The following is a 25,843-nucleotide window of genomic DNA, read 5'->3' on the forward strand; positions in this document are numbered from 1 at the left end:
TTCACGCTGCTGCTTGGCACCTGTTTCGATGCGTCGACCGATGCGATCCGGGCCGAGGCACGGTAGGCCGGACGGATTGCGGGCGCGGCGATCCGGTCAGGGACGCCGCGCCCGTTGGTCTTGAGGGGGCAGGTCTTACTCGGTTTCGGCGCTGAAACGCACCAGCGGTTCGCCGTCGATGCTGAGGAACACCAGCCGGTCACGGCCATGAGCGAAGAGTGCTGCCTCCGACAGGCTGCGGGTGAGCGCCCGCTCCATGCCCTGCACCGGCTCGGAACAGGCCATGAGGGTCGCCATGATCTCACCGGTTTCCACGGTGCCGGCGTCTTCCTCGAGATGGCCGAAGATCGAGTTGCAGCCGACCGAGGCGTTGAAATTGCCCTCGACATCGACGCTGAACTCGGCCCGCGCCAGAAGCTCGTCCGAGAAGACGAGCGGCACGGAGCCCGCGCCGTAAATCTCCAGCAAGTCCCAGTCACCGGCGAAGGAAACCGGCACCGGCGGCTCGATGATCGGGGCGGCCTCGATGGCGCCGTCGATGTCGAAACCGGGCATCCGGTCGGCCATCATGTCACGGATGAAGGCCGAGGCGATTCCGAACCCGTCGCCAAGCGGCTGGATATGGCCGGGCATCCGCATATTCGGCATCGCGGGCATCTGGATATCGGGCATCGCCCCGGAGGGGCCGGATTGAATGATCGTAATATCTGCATGGGCAACAGTGCCAAGCAGGGTGGCGGCGATAGTGGCCGCGGTCAGGGTCTTCAGGGTCATGTCATGTCCTTTCAAAGCATGAATGTCCCCGCAACATCACCCCCAACATAGCCGAAAACGCCTGCCAGTTCAATGAAAAAGTGTATTAGCCACACCAATCATGTTGCCTTCCCGGATACCTGGCCCGACGCGCCCCGGCTTTTCAATGGCGGGCACATGCGCTAAGCGGTCCCCTGCAAAGACGCAGAGGGACGCGCGACATGAAATTCACCCTTTCCTGGCTGAAGGATCACCTCGAGACCGAGGCCACGCTGGACGAGATCTGCTATGCCCTGAACGATCTGGGCCTCGAGGTCGAGGAGGTCACCGACCGGGGCGCGAAACTGGCCGATTTCACCATCGGCAAGGTCCTGAGCGCCGGGAAACACCCCGATGCGGACCGTCTGCGCGTCTGCCAGGTCGAGACCGACGAGGGTGTGCAGCAGATCATCTGCGGCGCGCCCAATGCGCGGGAGGGCATCACCGTGGTGATTGCCAAGCCCGGCGTCTACGTGCCCGGCATCGACACCACCATCGGGGTCGGCAAGATCCGCGGCATCGAGAGCTACGGCATGATGGCCTCCGAGCGCGAGATGGAGCTTTCGGACGAGCATGACGGCATCATCGAGCTGCCTTCGGGCGAGGTCGGCGACCGTTTCGTCGACTGGCTGGCCGTCAATGACCCGGCCAAGGTCGATCCGGTGATCGAGATCGCCATCACGCCGAACCGGCAGGACGCGCTTGGCGTGCGCGGCGTGGCGCGGGATCTCGCGGCGCGGGGCCTCGGGCGGTTGAAACCGCAAGACGAGGTCGAGGTGCCGGGCAGCTTCGCAAGCCCGATCGGGGTGAGTATCGACGCCGACACGCTGGAGGAGGCACCGCATTTCACCGGGCGGGTGATCAGGGGCGTCAGAAACGGGCCGTCGCCTGCGTGGTTGCAGGACCGTCTGCGCGCCATCGGGCTGCGCCCGATCTCGGCCCTGGTCGATATCACCAACTTCTTCACCTATGACCAGAACCGCCCCCTGCACGTCTTCGATGCCGACAAGGTCAAGGGCGATCTTCGGGTGCATCGCGCGGCAGGCGGCGAGAGCCTGCGCGCGCTGGATGACAAGGATTACACGCTGTCCACGGGCCATATCGCGATCTCCGATGAGGCGGGCGTCGAGAGCATTGCGGGCATCGTCGGTGGCGAGCCCACGGGCTGCACTGGCGAGACGGTCAATGTCTTCCTGGAAAGCGCCTGGTGGGATCCGATCCGGGTGGCCTATACGGGCCGCGATCTGAAGGTCAATTCCGATGCCCGCTACCGGTTCGAGCGCGGCGTCGACCCGGATTACACAAGACCCGGGCTTGAGGCGGCGACGCGGATGATCCTGGAAATCTGCGGCGGTGAGCCCTCCGAAGTGGTCGAGGCCGGGGCCGCGCCGAAGGTCGCGCGCAGCTACCCGTTGGATACCGCGCGGGTGATCAGCCTGGTCGGCATGGAAATCCCCAAGGCCGAACAGGTGCGCATTCTGACCGCGCTCGGGTTTTCCGCGACGGGATCGGGCGACGTGCTGGAGGTCTGGGTGCCAAGCTGGCGGAGCGATGTGCAGGGCGAGGCCGACCTGGTCGAGGAGGTGGCGCGGGTGGCGTCGCTTACCAAGCTGGAAGGCCGCCCCCTGACGCGCCCGACGGCGGGCGTGCCGAAACCGGTGCTGACACCGATGCAGCTGCGTGAAGGCGCCGCGCGGCGGACGCTGGCCGCGCTCGGCTACAATGAATGCGTCACCTACAGCTTCATCGACCGTGCCAGCGCCGAGATGTTCGGCGGCGGTGATGACGCGACGATGCTGGAGAACCCGATCTCCAGCGAGATGAGCCATATGCGCCCCGCGCTGCTGCCCGGCCTCTTGCAGGCGGCGGCGCGCAACCAGGCCCGCGGGATGATGGACCTGGCATTGTTCGAGGTCGGCACCGCGTTCCAGGGCGGCGAGCCGGGCGAGCAGCACCTGCAAGCCGCCGCGCTCCTGGTGGGGCACTCCGCCGGACGCGATCCGCACGGATCGCGGCGGACGGTGGATGTTTTCGACGTGAAGGCCGATGCCGAGGCCGTGCTGGCCGCGATGGGGGCGCCCGCCAAGGTGCAGATCCTGCGCGGGGCCCCCGGTTGGTGGCATCCGGGCCGTCACGGCATGATCTGCCTGGGGCCCAAGAAAATCCTCGGCGTCTTCGGCGAGTTGCATCCACGGGTGCTGGCGGCGATGGACGTGAAGGGACCGGCGATGGCGCTGACGCTCTTCCCCGAGGAAATTCCGATGGCGCGGGCCAAGAGCGCGTCACGCGGGGCGCTGGATATCAGCGATCTGCAGGCGGTGGAGCGGGATTTCGCCTTTGTCGTCGATGCGCAGGTCGAGGCGATCAACCTGGCCAATGCCGCCGCCGGGGCCGACAAGAAGCTGATCGAGGATGTCCGCGTCTTCGACGAGTTCTCGGGTGAGAAGGCCGAGGCGCAGATGGGGGCGGGCAAGAAATCCATCGCGCTGTCGGTGCGGATGCAGCCGCGTGACAAGACTCTGACCGAGGAGGAGATCGAGGCGGTCGGTGCGAAGATCGTCGAGAAGGTGCAGAAAGCGACGGGCGGCGTGCTGCGCGGCTGAGGGTTTCGCCGCCTGACGGCGACGACTCGCCGGGGCTCTGCCCCGGACCCCGAGGTATTTTCGGCAAAATGAAAGAGCGGCGCCAAGGTTTAAAAGGAGAGCGAGATGAAGGTTTACCTGTCGGGCGAGATTCACACCGATTGGCGGGAACAGATCATAGCCGGGGCCGAGGGGCTGGATGTGGAGTTCTCCGCGCCGGTGACCGATCACGATGCCAGCGACGATTGCGGCGTGGCGATCCTGGGGGCCGAGGACAGCAAGTTCTGGCACGACCACAAGGGCGCCAAGCTGAACGCGATCCGCACCCGCAACGAGATCGAAAGCGCCGACCTGGTCGTGGTGCGCTTTGGCGACAAGTACAAGCAATGGAACGCGGCCTTCGATGCGGGCTATGCGGCGGCGCTCGGCACGCCCCTGGTCGTCATGCATGGGCCCGAGCATCAGCACCCGCTGAAAGAGGTCGATGCCGCGGCGCTGGCCGTCACCGAGACGCCGGAGCAGGTGGTGCAGATCCTGCGCTACGTGCTGACCGGGGATTTGCCGGGCTGAAACACCGGTTTTTCGGGTGTGGAGCGCGGGAATGTGCTGACATCGCGCCCGTCTCCGTGTCTAGTTTCCGTTAACCCTCTTTCTGCGGAAATGGGGGCGAACAGGATAACGGAAGCGGAACCCATGCTCAAAGAATTCAAGGATTTCATCGCGCGCGGCAATGTCATGGACATGGCCGTCGGCATCATCATCGGGGCGGCCTTCACCGCCATCGTCAGCAGCCTTGTGGCGGACCTGATCAACCCTTTCATCGGCCTCTTCACCGGCGGGCTGGATTTCACCAACCAATATGTCGTGCTGTCGGGCGAGGTCGCGGCCGGGGCCAGCCTGGAGGCCGCGCGGGAGGCTGGTGCGGCGGTCTTCGCTTATGGTGCCTTCCTGATGGCGGTGCTCAATTTCCTGATCATCGCCTTCGTGGTCTTCATGCTGGTCCGGTCCGTGAACAAGCTCAAGGATGCCGCCGCGCGGGAGCAGGTCGAGGCGGCACAGGCGCCCGCAGAGGATCCGGCGCCGACCGAGCTGGAGATCCTGGTCGAGATCCGCGACAGCCTCAAGGCGCGCCAGGCCTAGAAGCCCGCGAACTGCACCAGGTAGAGCGTGGCCATCCCTCCGACGATGGCCACGATCGCATTGCGGGTCACGTAGCCGCCGATCAGGGCAACGGCGGCGGCGGCCAGGCGGGCGGGGTCGGTCTGGCCTCCGGTGGCCTCGGGCCAGAGCACCGCGGGCGTGATCAGCGCGGGCAGGATGGTGACCGCGGTATAGCGCAGGTGGCGCAGCGCCCATTCCGGGATCGCGCGGCCCCCCAGAAGGCCCAGGAAGGACAGGCGCAGCGTGTAGGTGCCAAGCCCGAGCGCGGCCATGATGCCCCAGATCGCGGGGTCGGACCAGGCGGTCATTGCGCGGTGCCTCTGCGTTCGACCTCGGCCCCGACGATCATGCCGCCGATGCCTGCCGCGAGGATCCAAAGGTTATGCGGGATCCAGCCAAGCGCCAGCGCCAGCATGACCGAAGTGGCCGCCGCCGCGACATGGGCCAGCGTGCGCAGGCCCGGGGCGACCAGCGCGATGAAGGTGATGGGCACCGCGAAATCGAGCGCAAACTCCGGCGGGATGGCGGCGCCCGCGACGGCCCCCACATAGGTGGCCACGACCCACATCGGCAGGATCGGCGTGGCGCAACCGAAGAAGAAGGCGACGCGTGCGGGAAGGGGCATCTGGGGCTCCGCCTCGAATTGCTGATGCGACATGGCATAGGTCTGATCGACATTGAGATAGGCGATGATCGCCCGCTGCCAGAACGGGGCCGGTCCGAGATAGGGGGCCAGTGCCGCCGCATACATCGCCATGCGCAGGTTGACCGCGAGGGCCGAGACGATGACGACGATGGTGGGGGCCTCATCCACCATCAGCTGCACGGCGGTGAACTGCGCCGCGCCCGCGATGACGAGGGTCGAGAACCCCATCACCTGCGCCAGGTTCAACCCGGCCTCGGTTCCGACCACGCCGAAGAGCATCCCGAAGGGAACGACCACCAGCAAAAACGGAAGCGCGCCGGTCGCGCCCTTCAGATAGGCGCTTTTGGGTGTGGAGATTGCCATGCCGGACCCCTAGTTTGGGACATGACCCCTCGCTTATGCGCTTGCGGCAGGAGATGCAAATGGCTGTTCGTGATGACTTTCTGGCGCGCTACCTGATCGCCCCCGACCCCAAGGCGGCGGCCCTGTCGCGGGCGGTCGAGGGGCATGACGAGAGCGGCGCGCAGGTGACGCTGAACGTGGTCGAGGAGCGGCCCCTGACGATCTACCTGAACGCGCGCGAGATCGTGACGGCGATGACCATCGGCGACCACCCCGAATACCTGGCGCTCGGGTTCCTGCGCAACCAGGGGATGTTGTCAAAGGCGGATCGCGTGACAGGTGTGGACCATGACGCGGAGCTCGGGGTCGTCGTCGTGCGCACCGAGGCCGAGACCGATCACGAGACCAAGCTGGCGCGCAAGACCCGGACCAGCGGCTGCGCGGTCGGCACCGTCTTCGGCGACATGATGGAGGGGCTGGAGGGGCTGACCCTGCCGCGCGCCGAGTTGCGGGCATCTTGGCTTTATGCGTTGAGCCACCAGATCAACCGCACGCCGAGCCTCTACCTGGAGGCCGGTGCCATTCACGGCACGGTGCTGTGTCAGGGCGACCGCCCGCTGGTCTATATGGAGGATGTCGGGCGGCATAACGCGGTCGATAAGGTGGCGGGGTGGATGTATGACACCGGGGCGGAGGCGGCGGACAAGATCCTCTACACCACAGGGCGGCTGACCTCGGAGATGGTGATCAAGACGGCGCTGATGGGCATTCCGGTGCTGGTCTCGCGCTCGGGCTTCACCGCCTGGGGGGTGGAGATCGCGCGCCAGGTCGGGTTGACCCTGATCGGGCGGCTGAAGGGGCGGCGCTTTGTCTGTCTGGCGGGGGAGGCGCGGTTGGTGCGCGAGGTCGATCCGGCGGGCGTGGGCGAGGAACCGCGCAAACACGGGCGCAAGGGGGCGCGCGGATGAGGGGCATTTTGTTTCGAAACAAGATCCGGGAATTTTCGAAAATTCCCGAACGCGCGGGCGGGGAGGGTTGGTCATGAAACAGCCTCTCGGCGTGATCCTTGCAGGTGGCCTCGCCAGCCGCATGGGCGGCGGTGACAAGGGCCGGTTGATGCTCGGCGGGCAATCGTTGATTTCCCGCGTGATCGACCGGCTGGAGCCGCAGGTCGCGGGCCTTGCGCTCAACGCCAATGGCGATCCGGCCCGGTTCGCCGATCTGGGGCTGACGGTGCTGCCCGACAGCGTGGGGCGGCATCCGGGGCCTCTGGCCGGGGTGCTGGCGGGGATGGATTGGGCCGCCGGTGATGGCGCGAGCCACATCGTCACCGCCGCCGCCGATACGCCGTTCTTCCCCGCCGACCTGGTGCCGCAATTGTTGCTGGCGGCAGAGGCGCAGGGGAAACCCATTGCGCTGGCCGCAACGCATGACCCGGAGAAAGGCGCGCTCAGGCAACCCACATTCGGCCTCTGGCCCGTCGATCTGCGCGACGATCTGCGGGGCGCGCTGGACGAGGGCATCCGCAAGGTCGTGGCCTGGACCGACCGGCACGGCACGGCCTTGGCGGTCTTTCCCGGCACGCCCTTCGATCCGTTCTTCAACGTCAACACGCCCGAGGATCTGACCCTGGCCGAGGGGCTGCTGGCATGAGGCTTTTCGGTGTCGTGGGCTGGAAGAACTCCGGCAAGACCGGGCTGGTGGAACGGCTGGTGACTGAGTTTGCGGGCCGGGGTCTCACGGTTTCCACCATCAAGCACGCCCATCACGCCGTCGATGTCGATCAGTCCGGCACCGACAGTTTTCGTCACCGCGTGGCAGGGGCGAGCCAGGTGTTGCTGGCCTCGAGCACCAGATGGGCGCTGATGACCGAACTGCGCGGCGCGGAGGAGCCGGGGCTTGAGGCGCTGCTGGCACAGCTCTCCCCCGTCGATCTGGTGCTGGTCGAGGGGTTCAAGCGCGCGGGGCACCCGAAGATCGAGGCGCATCGGGGCGTGACCGGGCAGGGGTTGCTGGCCGATAGCGACCCGACGATCCGGGCCGTTGCTTCGGACAGCGTGCCCGCTACGGATCGGCCCGTTCTGCATCTGGATGACACCCAGGCCATCGCCGATTTCATCGCAACGGAGATCGGGCCATGAGCCGCTTCGACACCATCGTCATGGTCGATTGGTCCGGCGGCAACGATCGCGGCGCGGTGCCCAAGCCGGACGCGATCTGGGCCGGGGTCGTGCGGAATGGCGTCGAGGAGGAGCCGGTCTACCTGCGCAACCGGCAGGTGGCCGAGGCGTGGCTTGCGGGTCTTTTTCGTGAGGAGATCGCCGCCGGACGCCGGGTGCTGGCCGGGTTCGATTTTCCCTTCGGCTATCCGCAAGGCGTGGCGCGCGCGGTGACGGGCAAGGCCGATCCGTTTGCGCTTTGGGACTGGCTGGAGGCGCGGATCGAGGATGGGCCGCAGCGCAACAACCGCTGGCAGGTGGCAGCAGGGATCAACGCGCTTTTCCCCGGTGTCGGGCCGTTCTGGGGCAACGGGACCAGGCGCGACCTGGAGCATCTGCCGCGCAAGGGGCGGGACCGGCGGGGCCATGGCTGCGCGGAGTTGCGGCAGGTGGAGACGCTGGCGAAAGGCACGTTTTCCGTCTGGCAACTGGCGGGCGCCGGCGCGGTCGGGTCGCAGGTTCTGATGGGCCTGCCGGTTCTGGCGCGCCTGCGGCGGCGGTTTGACACGGCGGTCACGGTCTGGCCGTTCGAGGCGGCATCAGGCCAGGTCGTGCTGGCCGAGATCTGGCCCTCGCTGATCCGGGACGCGGTGAAGGCCGAGGGCGACGACATCCGCGACCGGGCGCAGGTGCGGCTGCTTGCGCGGGCCATCGCCGGACTGCCCGAGGCGGAACTGAACGCGATGCTGGCCATCCGCTCGGAGGAGGAGGGCTGGATTTTGGGTCTCGGCCATGAGGATGCCCTGAATGCGGCGCTTGCCCCGACGCTGCACCCGCCCGCGTTGAAGGACGACTGTTTCGCCCTGCCGCCGGGGGTGGACTGGACGCCGGTGCCCGAGGCGCTGGCGCGGTTGCGCGACATCCTGCACCCGGTGGTCGGCACCGAGACCGTGCCGCTCCACGCCGCCTCGGGCCGTGTTCTGGCCGAGGATACCCGCGCCCTGCGCGCCAACCCGCCCAACCCCAACGCGGCAGTGGATGGCTACGGGTTCGCCCATGCCGCAACCGGGGACGGCCCGCAGGTTCTGCCGCTGGTCCGGGGCCGCGCGGCGGCGGGGTTGCGCTACGATGGCACCGTGCCCCCGGGCCACGCGATCCGGATCCTGACGGGGGCCGCGCTGCCCGAGGGTGTGGATACGGTGGTGCTGGAGGAGGATTGCCGCAGCGATGCGCGCCACGTTGCCTTTAACGGCCCGGTCAAGCCCGGCGCGAACACCCGCAAGGCGGGCGAGGATGTGGCCGAAGGCGACGTGATGCTGCCCGCCGGGCACCGTTTGCGCGCGCCCGATCTGGCGCTTCTGGCCGCCACCGGGCATGGCGCGGTGCCGGTCCATCGGCGGCTGAAGGTTGCGGTGATCTCGACCGGGGATGAGTTGCGTGAGGCAGGCGACAGCGCCGATGCAGGCCAGATCTATGACGCCAACCGCCCGATGCTGACCGCGATCCTGCGCGGGTGGGGCCATGAGGTGATCGACCTTGGCCGCCAGACCGATGATGCGGAGGCGATCCGCGAGGCTTTGAACAAGGGGGCGAAGGCCGATGCGATCCTGACCTCGGGCGGCGCGTCGGCGGGGGATGAGGATCACATCTCGCGGCTATTGCGCGAGGAGGGGCGGCTGTCCAACTGGCGCATCGCGCTGAAACCGGGGCGGCCCTTGGCGCTGGCGCAATGGCGGGGCGTGCCGGTCTTCGGCCTGCCGGGCAATCCGGTCGCGGCGCTGGTCTGCACCCTGATCTTCGCGCGCCCCGCCCTCAGCCTGCTGTCGGGCGCAGGCTGGCAGGAGCCGTTGAGGATGCAGGTGCCCGCGGGCTTCGCAAAATCCAAGAAACACGGCCGCGCCGAATACCCGCGCGCCCGGATCGGGGCGGATGGCCGGGTGGAGCTGTTCAAATCCGAAGGCTCGGTCCGGATATCGGGCCTGTCCTGGGCCGGGGGGCTGCTGGAACTGCCCTTTGAGGCGCAGGAGATCGCACCGGGCGACCCCGTGACATTCCTGCCCTATGCGGGGTTCGGCCTCTGACCCGGGAACACTCGCCGCGCCCCGGCGTTGAGGTGTTTTCCCGAACAAGAACCGGAGACCCGACATGCCGACGATCTATGACGCCATCAAGAAGGACCACGACCAGCACCGCGCGTGGCTGGCGACGCTGGCCGACGACGCCAGCGACAAGAGCGCCAGGAAACAGGCGTGGGACAGCTTCTATCGTGACGTGAAGGCCCATGCCGCCGCCGAGGAGGAGACGTTCTATTCCAAGCTCATCTCGAAGACATGGGGCCAGGATGCCGCGCGCCATTCGGTGCATGAACATCAGCAGCTCGATGACCTTCTGGAGGAGCTGAACGGGATGGAGATCGGGGCCGATGGCTGGTCGGACAGGTTCGACAAGCTCAAGCATGATTACGAGCATCACATCGACGAGGAGGAAGACGAGGTCTTTGCCCGCGCGAAGGAAGAGATCGACGCCTCGGAGATCGACGGCTACGGCGACCGGTTCCTCAAGCGCAAGGCGCAGGAGGGCGAGTTGATCGACGACAAGCGCGAGGACAGCCTGGAGGATTGAGGCGGCGCGCGCCGGGTGTGGTAGACTGGGACTGAGTCCAGTTATGCACGAGGAGGGCCCCGATCATGAGCATTCCGAAAAACCGCATCTGCCTCTGGTTCGACAAAGACGCCGAGGCCGCGGCCCGGTTCTACGCCGAAACCTTTCCAGATAGTGCCGTCACCGCCGTCAGCCGCGCCCCGAGCGATTTTCCGGGCGGCAAGGTGGGGGAGGTGCTGACGGTCGAATTTACCGTTCTGGGGCTGCCCTGCCTGGGCCTGAACGGTGGTCCGCACTTTCCGCAAACGCAGGCGTTTTCCTTCCAGGTCGCGACCGCGGATCAGGCCGAGACCGACCGCTACTGGGAGGCGATCATTGGCAATGGCGGGCAGGCCAGCCAATGCGGCTGGTGCAAGGACCGGTGGGGCGTCAACTGGCAGATCACGCCGCGCGTGCTGAGCGAGGGCATGGCGGCGGGCGGCGACGAGGCAGAGCGCGTTTTCGCCGCGATGATGGAGATGGGCAAGATCGACGTGGCCCGGATCGAGGCGGCGCGGCGGGGGTGACCCTCATGGGGTGGGTGATGCGCTCGGTCGACCGAGCGCAGTTGCGGCCCGCCGACGGGCCGCAGCCGTCGCGCTCAGTCAAAGGTTCCCGTCACCCGGCCAAGCAGCATGAAGGCGCGCGAGGTGCGGGTTTCGGCCATCTGGATAATTTCCTCATCCGTGGCGTTCTGCTCGAAATCCACCAGCGTCTTGTCGAACTGGCGCAGGAAGTGGTGCACCGCGTCGCGGAATACGGGATCCTGCTTCATCCGCCCCGAGGACAGCGCCAGCGAAGACCGGTCGCGGATACCGCCAAGCCCCGCGATGGCCTTGCCACGCTCACCCTTGGCGAATTTCCGCCACAGCTCGGGCTTGGCGCGGTCGGGGCGCAGGTCGTCCATGTAGATGCCGTCCTGGCTGAGCAGGGTCAGCACGTCCTGGCTGGCGCGGATCAGGCGCTTGGTAAAGGGATCGCCCAGGGCGCGGCGCAGGGTGCGGAAACCTTCCTTGTCGTTCTCGTTCTCCGGGAAGTTCAGCGCCTTGATGAAATCGGCGACCGAGATCGGCTCCTGCAATGCCTCCGCCGGGGTGCCCAGGCCCAGGGTCGGCTGCGGGGTCTCTGCCGTTGGGGGGGCATGGGCGACGGCGGCGCGGGCATCGGCGCTTTCTGCGGCCTTGCGGATCGAGGTGAAGGTGGCCAGCGCGTTTTCCGCCTGGCGCTGCGCCTCGGCGATCTCTTCCAGTTTCAGCGCCACATCGGATTTCGAGCCCAATCCGCCAGCCTGCTGTTGCACGACATAGGCCGCGCGCATCGCGTCGATGGCGCTTTGCAGGCGGGCCGATTCCTCACGCAATATGCGCGCCGTCTTGGCCGCCGAGGCCGCGACCCAGATCAGCGCCACCGGCACGAAGATGCCGAGCATGATCATCACCGCCTCAAGCGTCGAGGCTTCGCCCAGGCCGGACATGTCGGTGCCATAGAAGAAGTAGATCACGCCGATGAGCCAGACCACCGTCAGCCCGAGCGCCACGACCTCGATCATGGTGATGCGCGAGGTCGCGGGATCAGACGCGAAGGCGCCCAGTTCTATCGTCGAAAAGTGCTTCTCGTCTGCCATGCCCACCAGGTTCCGCGTTGCGGCATGAGTATGATACTAGATATAGGAGACCTTGACGATCTCGTAATCCTTGCTGCCGCCGGGGGTCTTCACCTCGACACTGTCACCTTCCTCCTTGCCGATCAAGGCACGCGCGAGGGGCGAGTTGATGTTGAGCAGACCGGCCTCGATCTTGGCCTCGGCCTCGCCCACGATCTGGTAGGTCTTTTCTTCCTCGGTCTCTTCATCGACCAGTTCGACCGTGGCCCCGAACTTGATCGGGCCGGACAGCTTCTTGGGGTCGATCACCTGCGCCAGGCCGATCAGCCCCTCGATCTCCTTGATGCGGCCCTCGATGAAGGACTGCTTTTCGCGGGCGGAATGGTATTCGGCGTTTTCCGACAGGTCGCCATGCTCACGCGCCTCGGCGATGGCCTTGATGATGGCCGGACGCTCGACCGATTTCAGGGTCTTCAGCTCTGCGTCCAGGGCGTTGTAGCCCGTCGGGGTCATGGGGATCTTGTCCATAGGGGTCACCGTCTCACTGGTTGGGCCATATTGCCGCTCGAAACATGGACGATAGGGGGCCTGAAAGGCTAGTTCAACGCCCTTTTCCGGGTTGCCACGGGAACCGGCGAAAATAGCCGGAACCACAGGCAATCCGCCGCGATCGGGGTGGATCCGCCGCAGTCGGGGTCAGCTTCCGCCGACAATCCCCATCTCGGCGGTGCCGGTGACGCTGATGCCGGTTGTCGGGCGCGGCTCGGGCGGGGTGGGGCGGCCATCGACACCGCAGGCGGAAAGCCCCATCAGCAGCGCCACGATCAGGGTTGCACGGATCATTCCAACCTCTCCTTCCAGCGCGCGACCTGCGCGCGCACCAGCGCAGGCGCGGTCCCGCCATAGGACATGCGCGAGGCGACCGAGTTATGAACGCCGAGCACGTCGAACACGTCCGCGGTGATCGCGCCATGCACGCCCTGCATCTGATCGAGTGTCAGATCGGGCAGGTCGCAGCCCGCATCCTCGGCCAGCTTGACCAGCGCGCCGGTGACATGATGCGCCTCGCGGAACGGCATGTCCAGCGTGCGCACCAGCCAGTCGGCCAGATCGGTGGCGGTGGAAAACCCGCTGGCCGCCGCCGCCTCCAGGCTCTCGCGGTTGGCGGTCATGTCCGACACCATCCCCGTCATCGCGGCGAGCGCCAGCATCAGGTTGTCGGCGGCGTCAAAGACCTGCTCCTTGTCCTCCTGCATGTCCTTGGAATAGGCCAAGGGCAGGCCCTTCATCACCGTCAGCAGCGCCACATTCGCCCCCAGGATGCGCCCGATCTTGGCGCGGATCAGCTCGGCCGCGTCGGGGTTCTTCTTCTGCGGCATGATCGAGGAGCCGGTGGAGAAGCGATCCGACAGCGTGACGAAACGGAACTGCGCCGAGGACCAGATCACAAGCTCTTCCGCGAACCGGCTGAGATGCATGGCGCAGATCGTGGCCGACGACAGGAACTCCAGCGCGAAATCGCGGTCGCTGACGGCATCGAGCGAATTGGCCATGGGCCGGTCAAAGCCGAGCGCGCGGGCCGTCGCCTCGCGGTCGATGGGGAAGGACGTGCCGGCCAGCGCGGCGGCCCCGAGGGGACATTCGTTCATCCGCGCCCGCGCATCGTGCATCCTGGCGCGGTCGCGGGCGAACATCTCGACATAGGCCAGCATGTGATGGCCCCAGGTCACCGGCTGCGCGGTTTGCAGATGGGTGAAACCGGGCATGACCCAGGTCGCCCCCGCCTCGGCCTGCGCCACAAGCGCGCGCATCAGGGCGCTCAAGCCCTCCATGGCCGCATCCGCCTGGTCCCGCACCCAGAGCCTGAAATCCGTCGCCACCTGGTCATTGCGCGAGCGCCCGGTATGAAGCCGCCCTGCCGGGTCGCCGATCACCTCTTTCAGCCGTGCCTCCACGTTCATGTGGATGTCCTCCAGCGCGGTGGAGAACGCGAATGTCCCGCCCTCGATTTCTGACAAGACCGTGAGCAGCCCTTCCTTGATCGCCGCCGCATCGCTATCGGTAATGATACCCGCCTGCGCCAGCATCGCCGCATGGGCCAGCGAGCCGTCGATATCCTGCCGCGCCAGGCGCTTGTCGAAGCCGATCGAGGCGTTGATGGCTTCCATGATCGCATCTGGCCCGGCGGCGAAGCGACCGCCCCACATGGCGTTGGAACTGGAATTGGACATGAGCGTTCTCGACCTCGGAAAGGATAGTGGATGACCCACGGATTGCGTCTTGCCGTGCTCTACCTTGCCTTGGGGATGGGTGCAAATGCCGCCGCCGCCGAGGGGCACGAGGATCTGTTGCAGGGTGACATGCGCGCGATGCTGCTGCACGAGGAGGCGGTCGACCCCGGCGCGGTCCGTTTCACCGATGCGGAGGGCAACGAGATGGGGCTGGACGCCTTCGCGGGCCAATATGTCGTGCTGAATTTCTGGGCCACCTGGTGCGCGCCCTGCCGGGTGGAAATGCCATCGCTGAACAGGTTGCAGCAGACGCTTGGCGGCGAGGGGTTCCGCGTCGTCACAATCGCCACAGGCCGCAATCCGATCCCCGCGATCAACCGGTTTTTCGAGGCGGGGGGGATTACCGATCTGCCGATCTATCTCGATCCGCGCCAGACCATGTCGCGCCAGATGGGGGTGCTGAGCTTGCCTGTCACGGTGTTGCTGGACCCCGAGGGGCAGGAGGTCGGGCGCCTGCGCGGCGATGCCGATTGGGCGAGCGACGAGACGCTGGCCTTCCTGCGCGCCTGGTCAGGGCAGTCAGGGCAGTCAGGGCAGGACGATTAGGCCAGCGCCGCGCATTCCGCATGGCGCGGGCAGGTGGTGATATGGTCGTTCACCATGCCCACGGCCTGCATGAAGGCATAGACGATGGTGGGGCCGCAAAACCTGAATCCGGCCTTCTTCAGATCCTTCGAGATTCGCGTCGAGAGCGGCGTGAAGGCGGGCACATCGGCCATGGTGGCCCAGGCATTCTGGATCGGCGTGCCGCCGACATAATCCCACAGGAAGCGGTCAAAGCCCTGATCTGCCTCGATCTTCTGCCAGGCGCGGGCATTGCCGATCGTGGCCTCGATCTTGCCGCGATGGCGGATGATGCCGGGGTTCTGCAAAAGCTGCGTTACCTCGGCCTCGCCCCAGGTGGCGATGATATCGGGGTCGAACCCGGCAAAGGCCGCGCGGAAATTCTCGCGCTTGCGCAGGATGGTGATCCAGCTGAGGCCCGCCTGGAACCCGTCGAGAATCAGCTTCTCAAAGAGGGCGCGGCTGTCGCGCTCGGGAACGCCCCATTCCTCGTCGTGATAGGCGCGGTAGAACGGGTCATCGCCCGGCCATGTGCAGCCTGCATCGCTCACCATATTGATTTCCTTCCACAATCCCGATTCCCGACCAGTTGAGGCAAAATAGAACAAAATGCGCACATTCACCATGCCTTAACGCGCGGCGGGGCAGGGTGGCCTGCGATGCGATCAAGGAGGCAGGCATGCGGGGGCGCAAACACGAGGAACTGGTCGATGCGGGTGTGGAAAGCCCCTTGGCCGTGGCCGTGGACCACCGCGACCGGGGCACGCTGGCCATGGTGCGCGCAGCATTGGAACGCGGCGACACGGCGCTGGCCTATCAACCGGTGGTGCAGGCGGGAAACGGCAAATCCGTCGCCTTCTATGAGGGGCTGATCCGTATTCTGGATGAAACCGGGCGGGTGATCCCGGCGCGCGACTTCATGGGCGCGGTGGAAAACCAGGATCTCGGGCGGCTGATCGATTGCGCCGCGCTGCGGGCGGGGCTGCGCGCCCTGAAGCAGGTGCCGGGGCTGCGGCTGTCGATCAACATGTCGGCCCGTTCCATCGGCTATCCGCAATGGAAACAGATCCTGACCCGCACCATTGCCCACGATCCGCAAGTGGCCGAACGGCTGATCCTGGAGATCACCGAAAGCTCGGCCATGCAGATGCCGGAGCTTGTGACCGCCTTCATGGGCGAATTGCAGGACAAGGGGATCACCTTCGCGCTGGACGATTTCGGGGCCGGGCACACCGCCTTCCGCTATCTCAAGGATTTCTATTTCGACATCGTCAAGATCGACGGGCAGTTCATTCGCGCCGTGCAGGAAGACCCGAACAACCAGGTTCTGATGCAGGCGCTGATCTCGATCGCCGGGCATTTCGACATGTTCACGGTCGCCGAATCGGTTGAACGGCCCGAGGAAGCCGCCTGGCTTGCCGCCAATGGCATCGACTGCCTGCAAGGATACCTCTTCGGCGCACCGAGCCTGTCGCCGCCCTGGCTGGCCCCCAAACACCTGAAATCCGCCCGGCGATAGCCCCCCGCATCCCGCTCGGACAGGCCGGTATCCGCCGCCCGTCAGTGACCCCATCCCCATTATCGGTTGAGACCGCCCCGCTTCTGAGACACCGTGTCAGTTGAGAAGCCTTCCCCGACGTCCTATGACGGTCGGGACAACTTGTTTACGCTGATCCGACAGGCCCCGCGCCGCATGGACAGCACCGACCAACCGAAAAGGATCTGACATGACGAATGTCGTTATCGCCTCTGCCGCCCGCACCGCCGTGGGGAGCTTCCTTGGCTCCTTCGCCAACACCCCCGCCCATGATCTGGGCACCACCGTCCTCAACGCGCTGGTGGAGCGTGCGGGCGTCGATAAGTCCGAGGTCTCCGAGACCATCCTGGGCCAGGTCCTGACCGCCGCGCAGGGCCAGAACCCCGCCCGCCAGGCCCATATCAACGCCGGTTTCCCCAAGGAATCCGCCGCTTGGGGCATCAACCAGGTCTGCGGGTCCGGCCTGCGGGCCGTGGCGCTTGGTGCGCAGCACATCATGTTGGGCGATGCCTCGATCATCGCCGCGGGCGGGCAGGAGAACATGTCGATGTCGCCCCATGCGGCCCCGCTGCGCCAGGGTCAGAAGATGGGCGACATGAAATATATCGACACCATGATCAAGGACGGCCTGTGGGACGCGTTCAACGGCTATCACATGGGTCAAACCGCCGAGAACGTCGCCGAGAAGTGGCAGATTTCCCGCGACCAGCAGGACGAATTCGCCGTCGCCTCCCAGAACAAGGCCGAAGCCGCGCAGAAGGCAGGCAGGTTCCAGGATGAGATCGTCCCCTTCACCATCAAGGGCCGCAAGGGCGATGTCACCGTCGATAGCGACGAATACATCCGCCACGGTGCCACGATGGAGGCGATGCAGAAACTGCGCCCCGCCTTCACCAAGGACGGCTCGGTCACCGCCGCCAACGCCTCGGGCCTGAACGACGGCGCCGCTGGCGTCCTGTTGATGAGCGCCGATGAGGCCGAGAAGCGGGGGATCAACCCGCTGGCGCGCATCGCCTCCTATGCCACCGCCGGTCTGGACCCGTCGATCATGGGTGTCGGCCCGATCTATGCCAGCCGCAAGGCGCTGGAAAAGGCCGGTTGGTCGGTCGACGATCTGGACCTCGTCGAGGCCAACGAGGCCTTCGCCGCGCAGGCCTGCGCCGTGAACAAGGACATGGGATGGGATCCGTCCATCGTGAACGTCAATGGCGGCGCGATTGCCATCGGGCACCCGATCGGGGCATCGGGCGCGCGCGTCCTCAACACGCTGCTTTTCGAAATGCAGCGCCGCGACGCAAAGAAGGGCCTCGCCACGCTGTGCATCGGCGGCGGCATGGGTGTCGCGCTCTGTGTCGAACGCCCGTAACATATCGGCAAGTTCCGCGCCGGGGTGCAGATACGCCCCCCGGCACCGGGCTTCACCGAGATTTTGGCATTGCGGCGCGGTAACTTTGTTGCGCTCGGATTGCCCGTCGCGTAACAGAGTTACTGGACCAACAGGGATGAATGGAGAAATTTCATGGCAAGAGTAGCACTCGTCACAGGCGGCAGCCGCGGTATCGGCGAAGCCATTTCCAAGAAACTTCAGGCCGAGGGCTATACCGTCGCCGCGACCTATGCCGGCAATGACGAGGCCGCCAGGAAGTTCACCGATGAAACCGGTATCAAGACCTACAAGTGGAATGTCGCCGATTACGACAGTTCAAAGGCGGGCATCGAACAGGTCGAGGCCGATCTCGGCCCGATCGAGATCGTCGTCGCCAATGCGGGCATCACCCGCGATGCGCCGTTTCACAAGATGTCGCCGGAGCAGTGGAAAGAGGTGATCGACACCAACCTGACCGGTGTCTTCAACACCATCCATCCGGTCTGGCCCGGAATGCGCGAACGCAAGTTCGGGCGCGTGGTCGTGATCTCCTCGGTCAACGGCCAGAAGGGGCAGTTCGCGCAGGTCAACTATGCCGCGACCAAGGCCGGCGATATCGGCATCGTGCGCAGTCTGGCGCAGGAAGGCGCGCGCGCGGGCATCACGGCCAACGTGGTGGCCCCCGGCTATATCGCGACCGAAATGGTGATGGCGGTGCCGGAAAAGGTGCGCGAATCCATCATCGGCCAGATCCCGGCGGGTCGGCTTGGCGAACCTGAAGAGATCGCGCGCTGCGTGGCCTTCCTGGTCTCGGACGAGGCCGGGTTCGTCAATGGCTCGACCATCTCGGCCAACGGGGCGCAGTTCTTCAGCTGAGCGGCCATAGGCGATCAAGAAAATTCGGCCGGGCGATCACATCGCTCGGCCGTTTTTGCGTTTCAGTGTCTATGGTTATCGGCCATTCAAGGCATGTCCTCAGCTGTCGAGGCGCGTGATTTCTTCCTTCAGCCGGAGCTTCTGTTTCTTGAGGTTCTGGATCTTGATGTCGTCCGTTCCCGGACTGCGTTGCGCTTCCTCGACCTGTTTCGAGAGGGTCTCATGTTTCTTCTTCAGTTCCTGAAGATGAGCACCTACGGACATTCAATTCTCCTCTCTGTTTGTGAAACCTGGGCCCCACCAGCGAAGCACAGCTTGGCGCTTCTGTCACGCATTAGCTTCATAGAACTGTCACAAACCGGCAATCCTGTGCCGGTCAGGACCAGGTCAGGGGGGCGGCGTCGCGCAGGATCGCGCGGGCGATGGCGCTGTGATCGTCCCCGTCCGAGACATGCACCGCGCCCTCATGCAGGACCAGCGGGGCCAGCAGCGTGGCGGGGGTGCGGGCGTCCTTGCGGGCCCGGATCAGGACGCGGTTCGCGGGCCGGTTCCGGCGCGGCGCAAGGGGGCGGATGGCGATGGCCCCGAAGCCGTGAGCAAGTGCCGCCAGGGTCTCCGGCAGCCGGTCCGCCGCATGGATCAGCGTCAGCCAGCCCCTGGGCCGCAACCTGCGCCGCGCAACCGCGATCCAGTCGGCCAGCGCGGTCTCCTCGCGCAGCGCGGCCTCGCGCCCCGGATCGCGTGCCCCGGTGCCGCCACCGGATGCGTAATAGGGCGGGTTGGCGATGACGTGGTCGAATGTCAGCTGGCGCAGATCGGCGGGCAGGTCGGTCAGGTCGGCGGTCACCACCTGCATCGCATCGCCCGCATTGCGCCGGGCCAGGTCGGCATAGTCTGCCTGCCGCTCCACCCCCGTCAGCCTCAGCCCCGGCACCCGCGCGGCAAGGCAGAGCGAGGCGACCCCGACGCCACAGCCAAGCTCCAGCACGCTGTCCCCGGCCCGCGCCTCGATGCTGGCCGCCAGCAGCACCGGGTCCATCGCGGCGCGATACCCGTGCCTGGGTTGCCACGCCAAGACCCGCCCGCCCAGGAAGGCGTCCCGCGTCAGGTCGGCTTCAGCCACGGCCAAGGGGGATGTCATTGTCCAGAAGCACGCGCTCGGCGGCGGCGTGATCCTCGGCCCGCACCATCATCCGGCGCGGCAAAATGCCGATGGAGCCTTCCAGCACGCTCATATGGACGTCCAACACGAAGACCTCTATATCCTCGCCCGACAGGAGCGCCGTGGCAAAGGCAATCAAGGTCGGGTCCGTGCTGCGCATAAGCTCTTTCATGGAAAGGCAGATAGGCGGAACGGCCCCGCTTGTCGAGAGAAGGATGAACGGGACATGAGCTTGGCGGATGCTGCAACCCGGCCCCATGACCGGCTGAGGGACTACCTGGCCGAGGATATGGAGGCGGTGAATGCGCTGATCCGCACGCGCATGGCCTCGGAGCACGCGCCGCGCATTCCCGAAGTGACCGCCCATCTGGTCGAGGCGGGCGGCAAGCGCATCCGCCCGATGATGACGCTGGCCGCCGCGCGCATCTGCGGCTACACAGGCGAGGATCACCGCAAGCTGGCCGCGACGGTCGAGTTCATCCACACGGCAACGCTTCTGCATGACGACGTGGTCGATGAAAGCGGCCAGCGGCGCGGGCGGCCGACGGCGAACCTGCTATGGGACAACAAGTCCAGCGTGCTGGTCGGCGACTACCTGTTTGCGCGCTCGTTCCAGTTGATGGTCGAAACCGGGTCGCTGCGGGTGCTGGATATCCTCGCCAATGCCTCGGCCACGATTGCCGAGGGCGAGGTGCTGCAATTGACGGCGGCGCAGAACCTCGGCACCACCGAGGCGGTCTATGCCCAGGTGATCCGGGGCAAGACGGCGGCGCTGTTCGAGGCGGCAACGCAAGTGGGCGGCGTCATCGCGGGCGCGCCCGAGGCGCAGGTCACGGCGCTGGCGCGCTATGGCGATGCGCTTGGCATGAGCTTTCAGATTGTCGATGACCTGCTGGATTACGGTGGCGCATCGGGGGCTATGGGCAAGAATACCGGCGACGATTTCCGCGAACGCAAGCTGACCCTGCCGGTGATCAAGGCGGTGGCGAAGGCGGGCGCGGAGGAACGTGCCTTCTGGTCCCGCGTGATCGAGAAGGGCGACCAGCGCGCGGGCGATCTGGAACAGGCCCTGCGGTTGATGCAGTCCCATGGCACGTTGGAAGAAACCCGCGATGAGGCGCTGCGCCATGCCAATGATGCCAAGGCCGCGCTGGCGCAGGTGCCGGAACATCCCTTGTGCGACATGCTGTCGGAACTGGCGGATTTCGTGGTGGCGCGGGTCAGCTGAGGATCGGCGCGGAGCGAACCCACCAACCAGGGTTTTGCGCCGCGATACGACCGGCGGTGGCATCGGCCTGTGCCTGTGTTTCGCACAGCCCGAAACAGGTGGCGCCCGAGCCGCTCATCCGCGCCAGGGGCACGTCTTCGCCTGTCAGCGCGTCCAGCGCCTGACCGATCGCGGGCGCAAATGCGCGGGCGGGCGACTCCAGATCGTTGCGTTGCCGGGCCAGCCACGTGACAAACCCGGTGAAACCCTGCCAATCCGGTGCTTCCAATGGCGCGTTCTCCTTGCGCGCCAATCCGGCAAAGACCGGCCCCGTGGGCACCGCAACGCGCGGGTTGACCAGGACCGCGTGACATGCGGGCAGGGCGGGGGCGGGGGTCAGGCGTTCACCGATGCCGGACATGATCTGCGGCGCCGGGGACAGGCAGACCGGCACATCGGCGCCGAGAGAGAGGAGCGCCTCCGGCGCAGGCAATGGCAGGCCCCAGAGTCGCGACAGGCCGCGCAGGGCCGCCGCGGCGTCCGCCGACCCGCCGCCCATCCCCGCCGCATGGGGCAGGTGTTTCTCCAGGGTGATCCGCGCGCCCTTGTCCGTTCCGAACAAGGCCGCCGCCCGCAAGATCAGGTTCGCCGCCCCCGTCGGCACGCCCTTGGCCATCGGGCCGGTCACCTCCAGCGTCAGCCTCTGCGCCGGTTCAAACCGCAACACATCCCCGCAATCGGCAAACACCACCAGCGATGAGAGCAGGTGATACCCGTCCGTCCGCAGGCCGGTCACATGCAGCGCCAGGTTGATCTTGGCGGGCGCCCTTTCGACGATCACTGGCCGCCGCTCTCCTCTTCCTCGGCCAGCACGGCGTCGAGCCCCACATCCAGCTTGCGGCGGATGCGGGCGGCCTCGGCGGGTTCCGGACCGAACGAGAGGGCGCGGCTCCACTGGAACCGTGCTTCGCGCTCGCGCCCGACCATCCAGTAGACATCGCCGAGATGGTCGTTGACGATGGAATCGTTGGGCAGAAGCTCCACCGCGCGTTCCATCGGGTCCACGGCCTCCTCGTAACGGCCAAGCCGGTAGAATACCCAGCCGAGCGAATCGACGATATAGCCGCTGGTCGGCCGGGCCGTTACGGCGCGTTCGATCATGTCCAGCGCCTCGTCAAGGTTGCGGCGCTGTTCCACAAGGGAATAGCCGAGGTAATTCAGCACGTTGGGTTGACCGGGCGACAGCTCAAGCGCGGCGCGGAAATCGGCCTCGGCCTCTTCCCATTGCTCCAGGTTGTCATAGCTGATGCCGCGCGCGTAGTAGAGGAACCAGGTCCGTTCGCGGCTGCGATCGACAAGGTCCAGCGCGTCGGAATAGGCGGTGACGGCCCCTGCGTAGCGTTCGAGACGCCGCAGCACATCGCCAAGCGCGGTGTGGACCGAGGCAATCGCGGGGTAGTCGCGCACCAGCGCGCTCAAGACCTCGACGGCGGCATCGGTGCGGTCCATCTGGAACAGCGCCTCGGAGCGGCCCAGTTCGGCATCGACGAAAAGCGGGTTCTCGCGCGGGACCTGGGCGTAGGTCTCCTCGGCCAGCACGTATTGCCCGGTCTCGGCCAGGATATCGGCGGCCAGCAGCAGGGAATGGACATGCTCGGGGTCGATGACATGGGCCGCGCGGGCGTAGATCAGGGGCAGGGTCGTGCCCGCCTCGGTGCCGAGCGCGCGGGAGAGGTTGAACAGAACCTCGGCCATCCCCTCCTGCGGGGTGGTGATGAAATCATAGGGCCGGGTCGGGTTCTCGGCGATGGATGCGCGCAGCACGACAAGGCTCTGGTCGCCATTGCGTTCAAGCGCGGTGTCCAGAAGCTCCAGCGCGTCCTCGTGCCGGTCCAGTTGCACCAGAACCTGCGCATGGGCGCGCAGGCCCCGGCTGCTGACCTGAAGCGGCCCGTATTCCTCGCCCGAGAAGATCCGATCCGCGCCCTCGAAATCGCCGACCGAGGCGCGCGCCAGGGCCAGTTGGTAGGGCACGAGGCCCGCAATCGGGCTGTTGCTTTCGATGATGCTTACGAAGGTTTCGGTGGCGCGGCTCATGTCGCCCTCGCCCAGGAACAGCCACCCGGCCAGCATCGGATCGACCAGCGGACCGGCGCCGCGCTGTTCGGCGATGGCCTCGGAGGCCCCGGCCAGGTCGCCATCGCGGATGCGGGCGATCTGCAAGATCAGGTCGGCAAACTCGCGCCCCTCCATCTCGGCGGGCAGTTCTGCCGCCAAAGCGCTGGCGCGGTCCCAGTCGCCCACGGCGGCCAGCGCCAGCATCGCATCGCCGCGCAGCACGTGATTCTCGGGATCGCCTGACAGCACCTCGAGGAAATATTCCGCCGCGACGCGGTGATCGCCCTGCAGGGCGGCATGGCGCGCGGCCAGGTAGGGACCGGCGAAGTCCAGTTGCACGGTCACCTGACCGATGGCCGGGGTGCTCAGGCCGATACCGGCGATCAAGGCCAGACGGGTGAAGATGCGCATCAAACTCTCCTGCTCAGACACAGCCGCGAGTCTAGGGGGCCGCGCGGGGCGAGGCAATGCGGGCGACGCCCCGGCAGGCCCGATTTCCGCGCTGCTGATGGGGAAGTGATGACAGGCGCCCCCGACCGGGCCGCGCGCGGGTCACATATTGGGATAGTTCGGCCCGTCGCCCCCCTGCGGCGTGACCCAGTTGATGTTCTGGCTCGGATCCTTGATGTCGCAGGTCTTGCAATGCACGCAGTTCTGGAAGTTGATGACGAAATTGCCGTCCACGACCTCATAGACCCCCGCCGGGCAGTAACGCTGCGCCGGTTCGGCGTATTTCGGCAGGTTGACCTCGATCGGCACCGACGGATCCTTGAGGGTCAGGTGGCAGGGCTGGCTCTCCTCGTGATTGGTCATCGAGAACGAGACATTGGTCAGCCGGTCAAAGCTGATCTTGCCATCGGGGCGCGGGTAGTCGATGGGCTGGTGCTTGTCGGCCAGTTCGGTGGCCTCGGCATCCGTCTTGCCGTGTTTCATGGTGCCGAAGATCGACAGGCCAAGCAGGTTGTTGGTCCACATGTCGAAGCCGCCAAGGATCAGCGACGGCGTCAGCCCCCATTTCGACCACATCGGCTTGACGTTGCGCACCTTTTTCAGGTCCTTGCCGATGGCGCCCTGGCGCACCTCGGTCTCGTAGCTGGTCAGCTCATCCGACGACCGGCCCGCGCTGATCGCCTCAAAGGCCGCTTCCGCCGCCGCCTTGCCCGACAGCATCGCGTTGTGGTTGCCCTTGATGCGCGGCACGTTGACCATGCCGACGGAACAGCCAAGCAGCGCGCCGCCCGGGAACACCATTTTCGGCATTGACTGATAGCCGCCCTCGGTGATCGCCCGCGCGCCGTAAGCCACGCGTTTGCCGCCCTCCAGCAGCTCCGCCACCATCGGGTGATGCTTGAAGCGCTGGAATTCCATGTAGGGGTAGAGATGCGGGTTCCGGTAGTTCAGGTGAACGACGAATCCGACATAGACCTGGTTGTTGTCGAGATGGTAGATGAACGACCCGCCGCCCGCGTTCTTGCCAAGCGGCCAGCCCATCGTGTGGGTGACGCGCCCCTCGCGGTGCTTGTCGGGGTCGATCTCCCAGATTTCCTTCATGCCGAGGCCGAATTTCTGCGGCTCATGGCCCGAGGACAGGTCGTATCTGGCGATCAGCTCCTTGGCCAGCGATCCGCGCACGCCCTCGGAGATGAAGACGTATTTGCCATGCAGTTCCATCCCCGGCTCATAGGCGTCCGACGGTGTGCCATCGGGGTTCTTGCCGAACTCGCCCGCGACAACGCCCTTCACTTCGCCATTGTCCCCATAGATCAGCTCGGAACAGGCCATGCCGGGGAAGACCTCGACGCCCAGTTCCTCGGCCTGTTCGGCCATCCAGCGGCAAACATTGCCCATCGAGACGATGTAATTGCCGTGGTTCGACATCAGCGGCGGCATCGGCCAGTTCGGCACCCGGATCCTGCCCGCCTCGCCCAGGACATAGAACTGATCCTCGCGCACCGGCACGGTGATCGGGGCGCCACGCTCGCGCCAGTCGGGGATCAGCGCGTCCAATCCGCAAGGGTCCAGCACCGCGCCCGACAGGATATGTGCGCCGACCTCCGAGCCCTTTTCCAGCACCACGACCTGCAAATCGGCATCGAGCTGCTTCAACCGGATCGCGGCAGACAGGCCCGCAGGCCCCGCGCCGACGATCACAACGTCATATTCCATCGATTCGCGTGTCGTCTCGGACATCCTGCGTTCCCCCTGGCTCGACGTGGCCCTGCCCGCCGGTATCGCTGAAAAAAGGTTCGGGAAGGCGTAGCGCGCCGTGCGGGACAGGTCAATCACGGGCGCAGCGTCACATTGCCGGATCGGCGGTCCGGGCTAGGTTGTTTCGCAACGTCATGTCCCCTGCGGAGGTCTGCCCGATGCGCCTGATCTACCTGGCCCTTGCCCTTATCGGCACGATCTGGCCGATGTATTACTTCGTCAGTTGGTTTCGCGAAAACGGCTGGTCACTGTCCGGCATGGTCGAGGCCTGGCACGCCAATGCCGCCACCAGCGGGCTGGTCTGGGATCTGACCATCGCCGCCGCGGCGCTGACGATCTGGGTGCTGGTCGAGGCCCTGCGGCAGCGCCACTACTGGTCGCTTGTCGCCATTCCCGCCACCTTCTTCATCGGGGTCAGTTGCGGCTTGCCGCTCTACCTGGCCATTCGGCGCCCGGGGTGATCGGGGCGGGGTTTGCGCGGCGTCGACGCCGCGCGTGCGCGACCGGTCGACCGGCTGCATCCCCCTCTCTATGATTCCGCCTCGCCAGATGCTACCTGCGCGACGCGCATCCCCGAAAGAGCCCAAGC

The 25,843-nt window shown here is 66.2% G+C and carries 29 protein-coding genes and 1 pseudogene; 15 read left to right on the plus strand and 15 right to left on the minus strand.

Annotated elements, in window-relative coordinates:
* Nucleotides 1-135 precede the first annotated feature (135 nt).
* On the minus strand, nt 136-774 hold the full coding sequence (locus AC13C7_RS03315) for an META domain-containing protein (protein ID WP_482866596.1): 639 nt from the start codon (nt 772-774) through the stop codon (nt 136-138).
* Between the two features lie 200 nt (nt 775-974).
* On the opposite strand from AC13C7_RS03315, the gene pheT reads away from it, so the two are divergent.
* From pheT to mscL, 3 genes are all read left to right on the plus strand, one after another.
* Nucleotides 975-3,395: a phenylalanine--tRNA ligase subunit beta gene (gene pheT / locus AC13C7_RS03320; RefSeq protein WP_482866597.1), complete on the plus strand. Its 2,421-nt coding sequence runs from the start codon at nt 975-977 to the stop codon at nt 3,393-3,395.
* A gap of 105 nt (nt 3,396-3,500) precedes the next feature.
* The gene (locus tag AC13C7_RS03325) at nt 3,501-3,944 is read left to right on the plus strand and encodes a YtoQ family protein (RefSeq protein ID WP_482866598.1); all 444 of its coding nucleotides are present in this window, start codon (nt 3,501-3,503) and stop codon (nt 3,942-3,944) included.
* 123 nt (nt 3,945-4,067) lie between these two features.
* A complete protein-coding gene (mscL, locus tag AC13C7_RS03330) occupies nt 4,068-4,514 on the plus strand; it encodes a large conductance mechanosensitive channel protein MscL (protein WP_172320247.1) in 447 nt (148 codons plus the stop codon).
* Here the strand turns inward: mscL and AC13C7_RS03335 are convergent.
* Together AC13C7_RS03335 and AC13C7_RS03340 are read right to left on the minus strand one after the other, a co-directional pair.
* Nucleotides 4,511-4,843: an AzlD domain-containing protein gene (locus tag AC13C7_RS03335; RefSeq protein WP_172320246.1), complete on the minus strand. Its 333-nt coding sequence runs from the start codon at nt 4,841-4,843 to the stop codon at nt 4,511-4,513. The two genes, mscL and AC13C7_RS03335, sit on opposite strands and share 4 nt — an antisense overlap.
* Complete coding sequence (locus AC13C7_RS03340; protein ID WP_482866599.1) at nt 4,840-5,544, minus strand: AzlC family ABC transporter permease; 705 nt, start codon at nt 5,542-5,544, stop codon at nt 4,840-4,842. The genes AC13C7_RS03335 and AC13C7_RS03340 overlap by 4 nt, the downstream gene beginning before the upstream one ends.
* 53 nt (nt 5,545-5,597) lie before the next feature.
* Between AC13C7_RS03340 and AC13C7_RS03345 the strand changes: the two genes are divergently transcribed.
* The 6 genes from AC13C7_RS03345 (at nt 5,598) to AC13C7_RS03370 (ending at nt 10,849) form a co-directional block, all read left to right on the plus strand.
* Nucleotides 5,598-6,491, plus strand: a complete 894-nt coding sequence (locus tag AC13C7_RS03345; protein ID WP_482866600.1) for a formate dehydrogenase accessory sulfurtransferase FdhD — start codon at nt 5,598-5,600, stop codon at nt 6,489-6,491.
* A gap of 73 nt (nt 6,492-6,564) precedes the next feature.
* A complete protein-coding gene (gene mobA / locus AC13C7_RS03350) occupies nt 6,565-7,176 on the plus strand; it encodes a molybdenum cofactor guanylyltransferase MobA (RefSeq protein ID WP_482866601.1) in 612 nt (203 codons plus the stop codon).
* Entirely contained in the window at nt 7,173-7,664 is a 492-nt protein-coding gene (mobB, locus tag AC13C7_RS03355; protein ID WP_482866602.1) for a molybdopterin-guanine dinucleotide biosynthesis protein B, read from the plus strand. Before mobA ends, mobB begins: the two co-directional genes overlap by 4 nt.
* Nucleotides 7,661-9,763: a molybdopterin-binding protein gene (locus AC13C7_RS03360; RefSeq protein WP_482866603.1), complete on the plus strand. Its 2,103-nt coding sequence runs from the start codon at nt 7,661-7,663 to the stop codon at nt 9,761-9,763. Before mobB ends, AC13C7_RS03360 begins: the two co-directional genes overlap by 4 nt.
* 64 nt (nt 9,764-9,827) lie before the next feature.
* The gene (locus tag AC13C7_RS03365) at nt 9,828-10,304 is read left to right on the plus strand and encodes a hemerythrin domain-containing protein (protein WP_482866604.1); all 477 of its coding nucleotides are present in this window, start codon (nt 9,828-9,830) and stop codon (nt 10,302-10,304) included.
* 65 nt (nt 10,305-10,369) lie between these two features.
* On the plus strand, nt 10,370-10,849 hold the full coding sequence (locus AC13C7_RS03370; protein WP_482866605.1) for a VOC family protein: 480 nt from the start codon (nt 10,370-10,372) through the stop codon (nt 10,847-10,849).
* Between the two features lie 74 nt (nt 10,850-10,923).
* Here AC13C7_RS03370 and AC13C7_RS03375 read toward each other — a convergent pair whose 3' ends face one another.
* The 4 genes from AC13C7_RS03375 to argH form a co-directional block, all read right to left on the minus strand.
* Nucleotides 10,924-11,946 carry a hypothetical protein gene (locus tag AC13C7_RS03375; RefSeq protein WP_172320238.1) on the minus strand — a complete coding sequence of 341 codons (1,023 nt, stop codon included), beginning with the start codon at nt 11,944-11,946 and terminating at the stop codon, nt 10,924-10,926.
* Nucleotides 11,947-11,982: 36 nt separating this feature from the next.
* Entirely contained in the window at nt 11,983-12,453 is a 471-nt protein-coding gene (greA, locus tag AC13C7_RS03380) for a transcription elongation factor GreA (protein WP_172320237.1), read from the minus strand.
* A 168-nt stretch (nt 12,454-12,621) separates the two neighbouring features.
* Complete coding sequence (locus AC13C7_RS03385; RefSeq protein WP_482866606.1) at nt 12,622-12,768, minus strand: argininosuccinate lyase; 147 nt, start codon at nt 12,766-12,768, stop codon at nt 12,622-12,624.
* A complete protein-coding gene (gene argH, locus AC13C7_RS03390; RefSeq protein ID WP_482866607.1) occupies nt 12,765-14,156 on the minus strand; it encodes an argininosuccinate lyase in 1,392 nt (463 codons plus the stop codon). The genes AC13C7_RS03385 and argH overlap by 4 nt, the downstream gene beginning before the upstream one ends.
* A 30-nt stretch (nt 14,157-14,186) precedes the next feature.
* Between argH and AC13C7_RS03395 the strand changes: the two genes are divergently transcribed.
* Nucleotides 14,187-14,762: a TlpA disulfide reductase family protein gene (locus AC13C7_RS03395; protein ID WP_482866608.1), complete on the plus strand. Its 576-nt coding sequence runs from the start codon at nt 14,187-14,189 to the stop codon at nt 14,760-14,762.
* On the opposite strand, the gene AC13C7_RS03400 is transcribed toward AC13C7_RS03395, so the two are convergent.
* Entirely contained in the window at nt 14,759-15,334 is a 576-nt protein-coding gene (locus tag AC13C7_RS03400; protein ID WP_446119432.1) for a DNA-3-methyladenine glycosylase I, read from the minus strand. The genes AC13C7_RS03395 and AC13C7_RS03400 overlap by 4 nt on opposite strands.
* A gap of 125 nt (nt 15,335-15,459) precedes the next feature.
* Between AC13C7_RS03400 and AC13C7_RS03405 the strand changes: the two genes are divergently transcribed.
* The 3 genes from AC13C7_RS03405 to phbB all read left to right on the plus strand — a co-directional run bounded on the left by AC13C7_RS03405 (nt 15,460) and on the right by phbB (nt 18,559).
* On the plus strand, nt 15,460-16,299 hold the full coding sequence (locus tag AC13C7_RS03405; RefSeq protein WP_172320232.1) for an EAL domain-containing protein: 840 nt from the start codon (nt 15,460-15,462) through the stop codon (nt 16,297-16,299).
* A 208-nt stretch (nt 16,300-16,507) separates the two neighbouring features.
* Entirely contained in the window at nt 16,508-17,683 is a 1,176-nt protein-coding gene (locus AC13C7_RS03410) for an acetyl-CoA C-acetyltransferase (RefSeq protein WP_446119436.1), read from the plus strand.
* A 153-nt stretch (nt 17,684-17,836) separates the two neighbouring features.
* Nucleotides 17,837-18,559, plus strand: coding sequence for an acetoacetyl-CoA reductase (gene phbB / locus AC13C7_RS03415; RefSeq protein WP_172320230.1), 723 nt, complete (start codon nt 17,837-17,839; stop codon nt 18,557-18,559).
* A 99-nt stretch (nt 18,560-18,658) separates the two neighbouring features.
* On the opposite strand, the gene AC13C7_RS03420 is transcribed toward phbB, so the two are convergent.
* The 3 genes from AC13C7_RS03420 to AC13C7_RS03430 form a co-directional block, all read right to left on the minus strand.
* A complete protein-coding gene (locus tag AC13C7_RS03420; RefSeq protein ID WP_172320229.1) occupies nt 18,659-18,823 on the minus strand; it encodes a YdcH family protein in 165 nt (54 codons plus the stop codon).
* Between the two features lie 112 nt (nt 18,824-18,935).
* Nucleotides 18,936-19,700, minus strand: coding sequence for a tRNA1(Val) (adenine(37)-N6)-methyltransferase (locus AC13C7_RS03425; RefSeq protein ID WP_482866609.1), 765 nt, complete (start codon nt 19,698-19,700; stop codon nt 18,936-18,938).
* A complete protein-coding gene (locus tag AC13C7_RS03430) occupies nt 19,675-19,893 on the minus strand; it encodes a putative signal transducing protein (protein WP_482866610.1) in 219 nt (72 codons plus the stop codon). Before AC13C7_RS03430 ends, AC13C7_RS03425 begins: the two co-directional genes overlap by 26 nt.
* A 54-nt stretch (nt 19,894-19,947) precedes the next feature.
* Here AC13C7_RS03430 and AC13C7_RS03435 point away from each other — a divergent pair, with 54 nt between their 5' ends.
* Nucleotides 19,948-20,949, plus strand: a complete 1,002-nt coding sequence (locus AC13C7_RS03435) for a polyprenyl synthetase family protein (RefSeq protein WP_172320226.1) — start codon at nt 19,948-19,950, stop codon at nt 20,947-20,949.
* Here the strand turns inward: AC13C7_RS03435 and AC13C7_RS03440 are convergent.
* From AC13C7_RS03440 to AC13C7_RS03455, 4 genes and pseudogenes are all read right to left on the minus strand, one after another.
* Nucleotides 20,942-21,769: a 4-(cytidine 5'-diphospho)-2-C-methyl-D-erythritol kinase gene (locus AC13C7_RS03440; RefSeq protein WP_482866611.1), complete on the minus strand. Its 828-nt coding sequence runs from the start codon at nt 21,767-21,769 to the stop codon at nt 20,942-20,944. The genes AC13C7_RS03435 and AC13C7_RS03440 overlap by 8 nt on opposite strands.
* The gene (locus tag AC13C7_RS03445; RefSeq protein ID WP_482866648.1) at nt 21,766-22,293 is read right to left on the minus strand and encodes a tetratricopeptide repeat protein; all 528 of its coding nucleotides are present in this window, start codon (nt 22,291-22,293) and stop codon (nt 21,766-21,768) included. The genes AC13C7_RS03440 and AC13C7_RS03445 overlap by 4 nt, the downstream gene beginning before the upstream one ends.
* Nucleotides 22,294-22,296: 3 nt before the next feature.
* Nucleotides 22,297-23,457 (minus strand): annotated as a pseudogene (locus AC13C7_RS03450) (tetratricopeptide repeat protein); the annotation flags it as partial.
* Nucleotides 23,458-23,598: 141 nt separating this feature from the next.
* The gene (locus AC13C7_RS03455) at nt 23,599-25,236 is read right to left on the minus strand and encodes an electron transfer flavoprotein-ubiquinone oxidoreductase (RefSeq protein ID WP_172320223.1); all 1,638 of its coding nucleotides are present in this window, start codon (nt 25,234-25,236) and stop codon (nt 23,599-23,601) included.
* A gap of 176 nt (nt 25,237-25,412) precedes the next feature.
* On the opposite strand from AC13C7_RS03455, the gene AC13C7_RS03460 reads away from it, so the two are divergent.
* Nucleotides 25,413-25,715, plus strand: a complete 303-nt coding sequence (locus AC13C7_RS03460; protein WP_172320222.1) for a DUF2834 domain-containing protein — start codon at nt 25,413-25,415, stop codon at nt 25,713-25,715.
* Nucleotides 25,716-25,843 lie beyond the last annotated feature (128 nt).

Source organism: Alterinioella sp. B-7 (assembly GCF_056857775.1).

Excerpts from the sequence above, each read along its gene's own strand:
- AC13C7_RS03315 (WP_482866596.1), bottom strand. The coding sequence starts at position 774 with ATGACCCTGAAGACCCTGACCGCGGCCACTATCGCCGCCACCCTGCTT.
- pheT (WP_482866597.1), top strand. The coding sequence starts at position 975 with ATGAAATTCACCCTTTCCTGGCTGAAGGATCACCTCGAGACCGAGGCC.
- AC13C7_RS03325 (WP_482866598.1), top strand. The coding sequence starts at position 3,501 with ATGAAGGTTTACCTGTCGGGCGAGATTCACACCGATTGGCGGGAACAG.
- mscL (WP_172320247.1), top strand. The coding sequence starts at position 4,068 with ATGCTCAAAGAATTCAAGGATTTCATCGCGCGCGGCAATGTCATGGAC.
- AC13C7_RS03335 (WP_172320246.1), bottom strand. The coding sequence starts at position 4,843 with ATGACCGCCTGGTCCGACCCCGCGATCTGGGGCATCATGGCCGCGCTC.
- AC13C7_RS03340 (WP_482866599.1), bottom strand. The coding sequence starts at position 5,544 with ATGGCAATCTCCACACCCAAAAGCGCCTATCTGAAGGGCGCGACCGGC.
- AC13C7_RS03345 (WP_482866600.1), top strand. The coding sequence starts at position 5,598 with ATGCAAATGGCTGTTCGTGATGACTTTCTGGCGCGCTACCTGATCGCC.
- mobA (WP_482866601.1), top strand. The coding sequence starts at position 6,565 with ATGAAACAGCCTCTCGGCGTGATCCTTGCAGGTGGCCTCGCCAGCCGC.
- mobB (WP_482866602.1), top strand. The coding sequence starts at position 7,173 with ATGAGGCTTTTCGGTGTCGTGGGCTGGAAGAACTCCGGCAAGACCGGG.
- AC13C7_RS03360 (WP_482866603.1), top strand. The coding sequence starts at position 7,661 with ATGAGCCGCTTCGACACCATCGTCATGGTCGATTGGTCCGGCGGCAAC.
- AC13C7_RS03365 (WP_482866604.1), top strand. The coding sequence starts at position 9,828 with ATGCCGACGATCTATGACGCCATCAAGAAGGACCACGACCAGCACCGC.
- AC13C7_RS03370 (WP_482866605.1), top strand. The coding sequence starts at position 10,370 with ATGAGCATTCCGAAAAACCGCATCTGCCTCTGGTTCGACAAAGACGCC.
- AC13C7_RS03375 (WP_172320238.1), bottom strand. The coding sequence starts at position 11,946 with ATGGCAGACGAGAAGCACTTTTCGACGATAGAACTGGGCGCCTTCGCG.
- greA (WP_172320237.1), bottom strand. The coding sequence starts at position 12,453 with ATGGACAAGATCCCCATGACCCCGACGGGCTACAACGCCCTGGACGCA.
- AC13C7_RS03385 (WP_482866606.1), bottom strand. The coding sequence starts at position 12,768 with ATGATCCGTGCAACCCTGATCGTGGCGCTGCTGATGGGGCTTTCCGCC.
- argH (WP_482866607.1), bottom strand. The coding sequence starts at position 14,156 with ATGTCCAATTCCAGTTCCAACGCCATGTGGGGCGGTCGCTTCGCCGCC.
- AC13C7_RS03395 (WP_482866608.1), top strand. The coding sequence starts at position 14,187 with ATGACCCACGGATTGCGTCTTGCCGTGCTCTACCTTGCCTTGGGGATG.
- AC13C7_RS03400 (WP_446119432.1), bottom strand. The coding sequence starts at position 15,334 with ATGGTGAGCGATGCAGGCTGCACATGGCCGGGCGATGACCCGTTCTAC.
- AC13C7_RS03405 (WP_172320232.1), top strand. The coding sequence starts at position 15,460 with ATGCGGGGGCGCAAACACGAGGAACTGGTCGATGCGGGTGTGGAAAGC.
- AC13C7_RS03410 (WP_446119436.1), top strand. The coding sequence starts at position 16,508 with ATGACGAATGTCGTTATCGCCTCTGCCGCCCGCACCGCCGTGGGGAGC.
- phbB (WP_172320230.1), top strand. The coding sequence starts at position 17,837 with ATGGCAAGAGTAGCACTCGTCACAGGCGGCAGCCGCGGTATCGGCGAA.
- AC13C7_RS03420 (WP_172320229.1), bottom strand. The coding sequence starts at position 18,823 with ATGTCCGTAGGTGCTCATCTTCAGGAACTGAAGAAGAAACATGAGACC.
- AC13C7_RS03425 (WP_482866609.1), bottom strand. The coding sequence starts at position 19,700 with ATGACATCCCCCTTGGCCGTGGCTGAAGCCGACCTGACGCGGGACGCC.
- AC13C7_RS03430 (WP_482866610.1), bottom strand. The coding sequence starts at position 19,893 with ATGAAAGAGCTTATGCGCAGCACGGACCCGACCTTGATTGCCTTTGCC.
- AC13C7_RS03435 (WP_172320226.1), top strand. The coding sequence starts at position 19,948 with ATGAGCTTGGCGGATGCTGCAACCCGGCCCCATGACCGGCTGAGGGAC.
- AC13C7_RS03455 (WP_172320223.1), bottom strand. The coding sequence starts at position 25,236 with ATGTCCGAGACGACACGCGAATCGATGGAATATGACGTTGTGATCGTC.
- AC13C7_RS03460 (WP_172320222.1), top strand. The coding sequence starts at position 25,413 with ATGCGCCTGATCTACCTGGCCCTTGCCCTTATCGGCACGATCTGGCCG.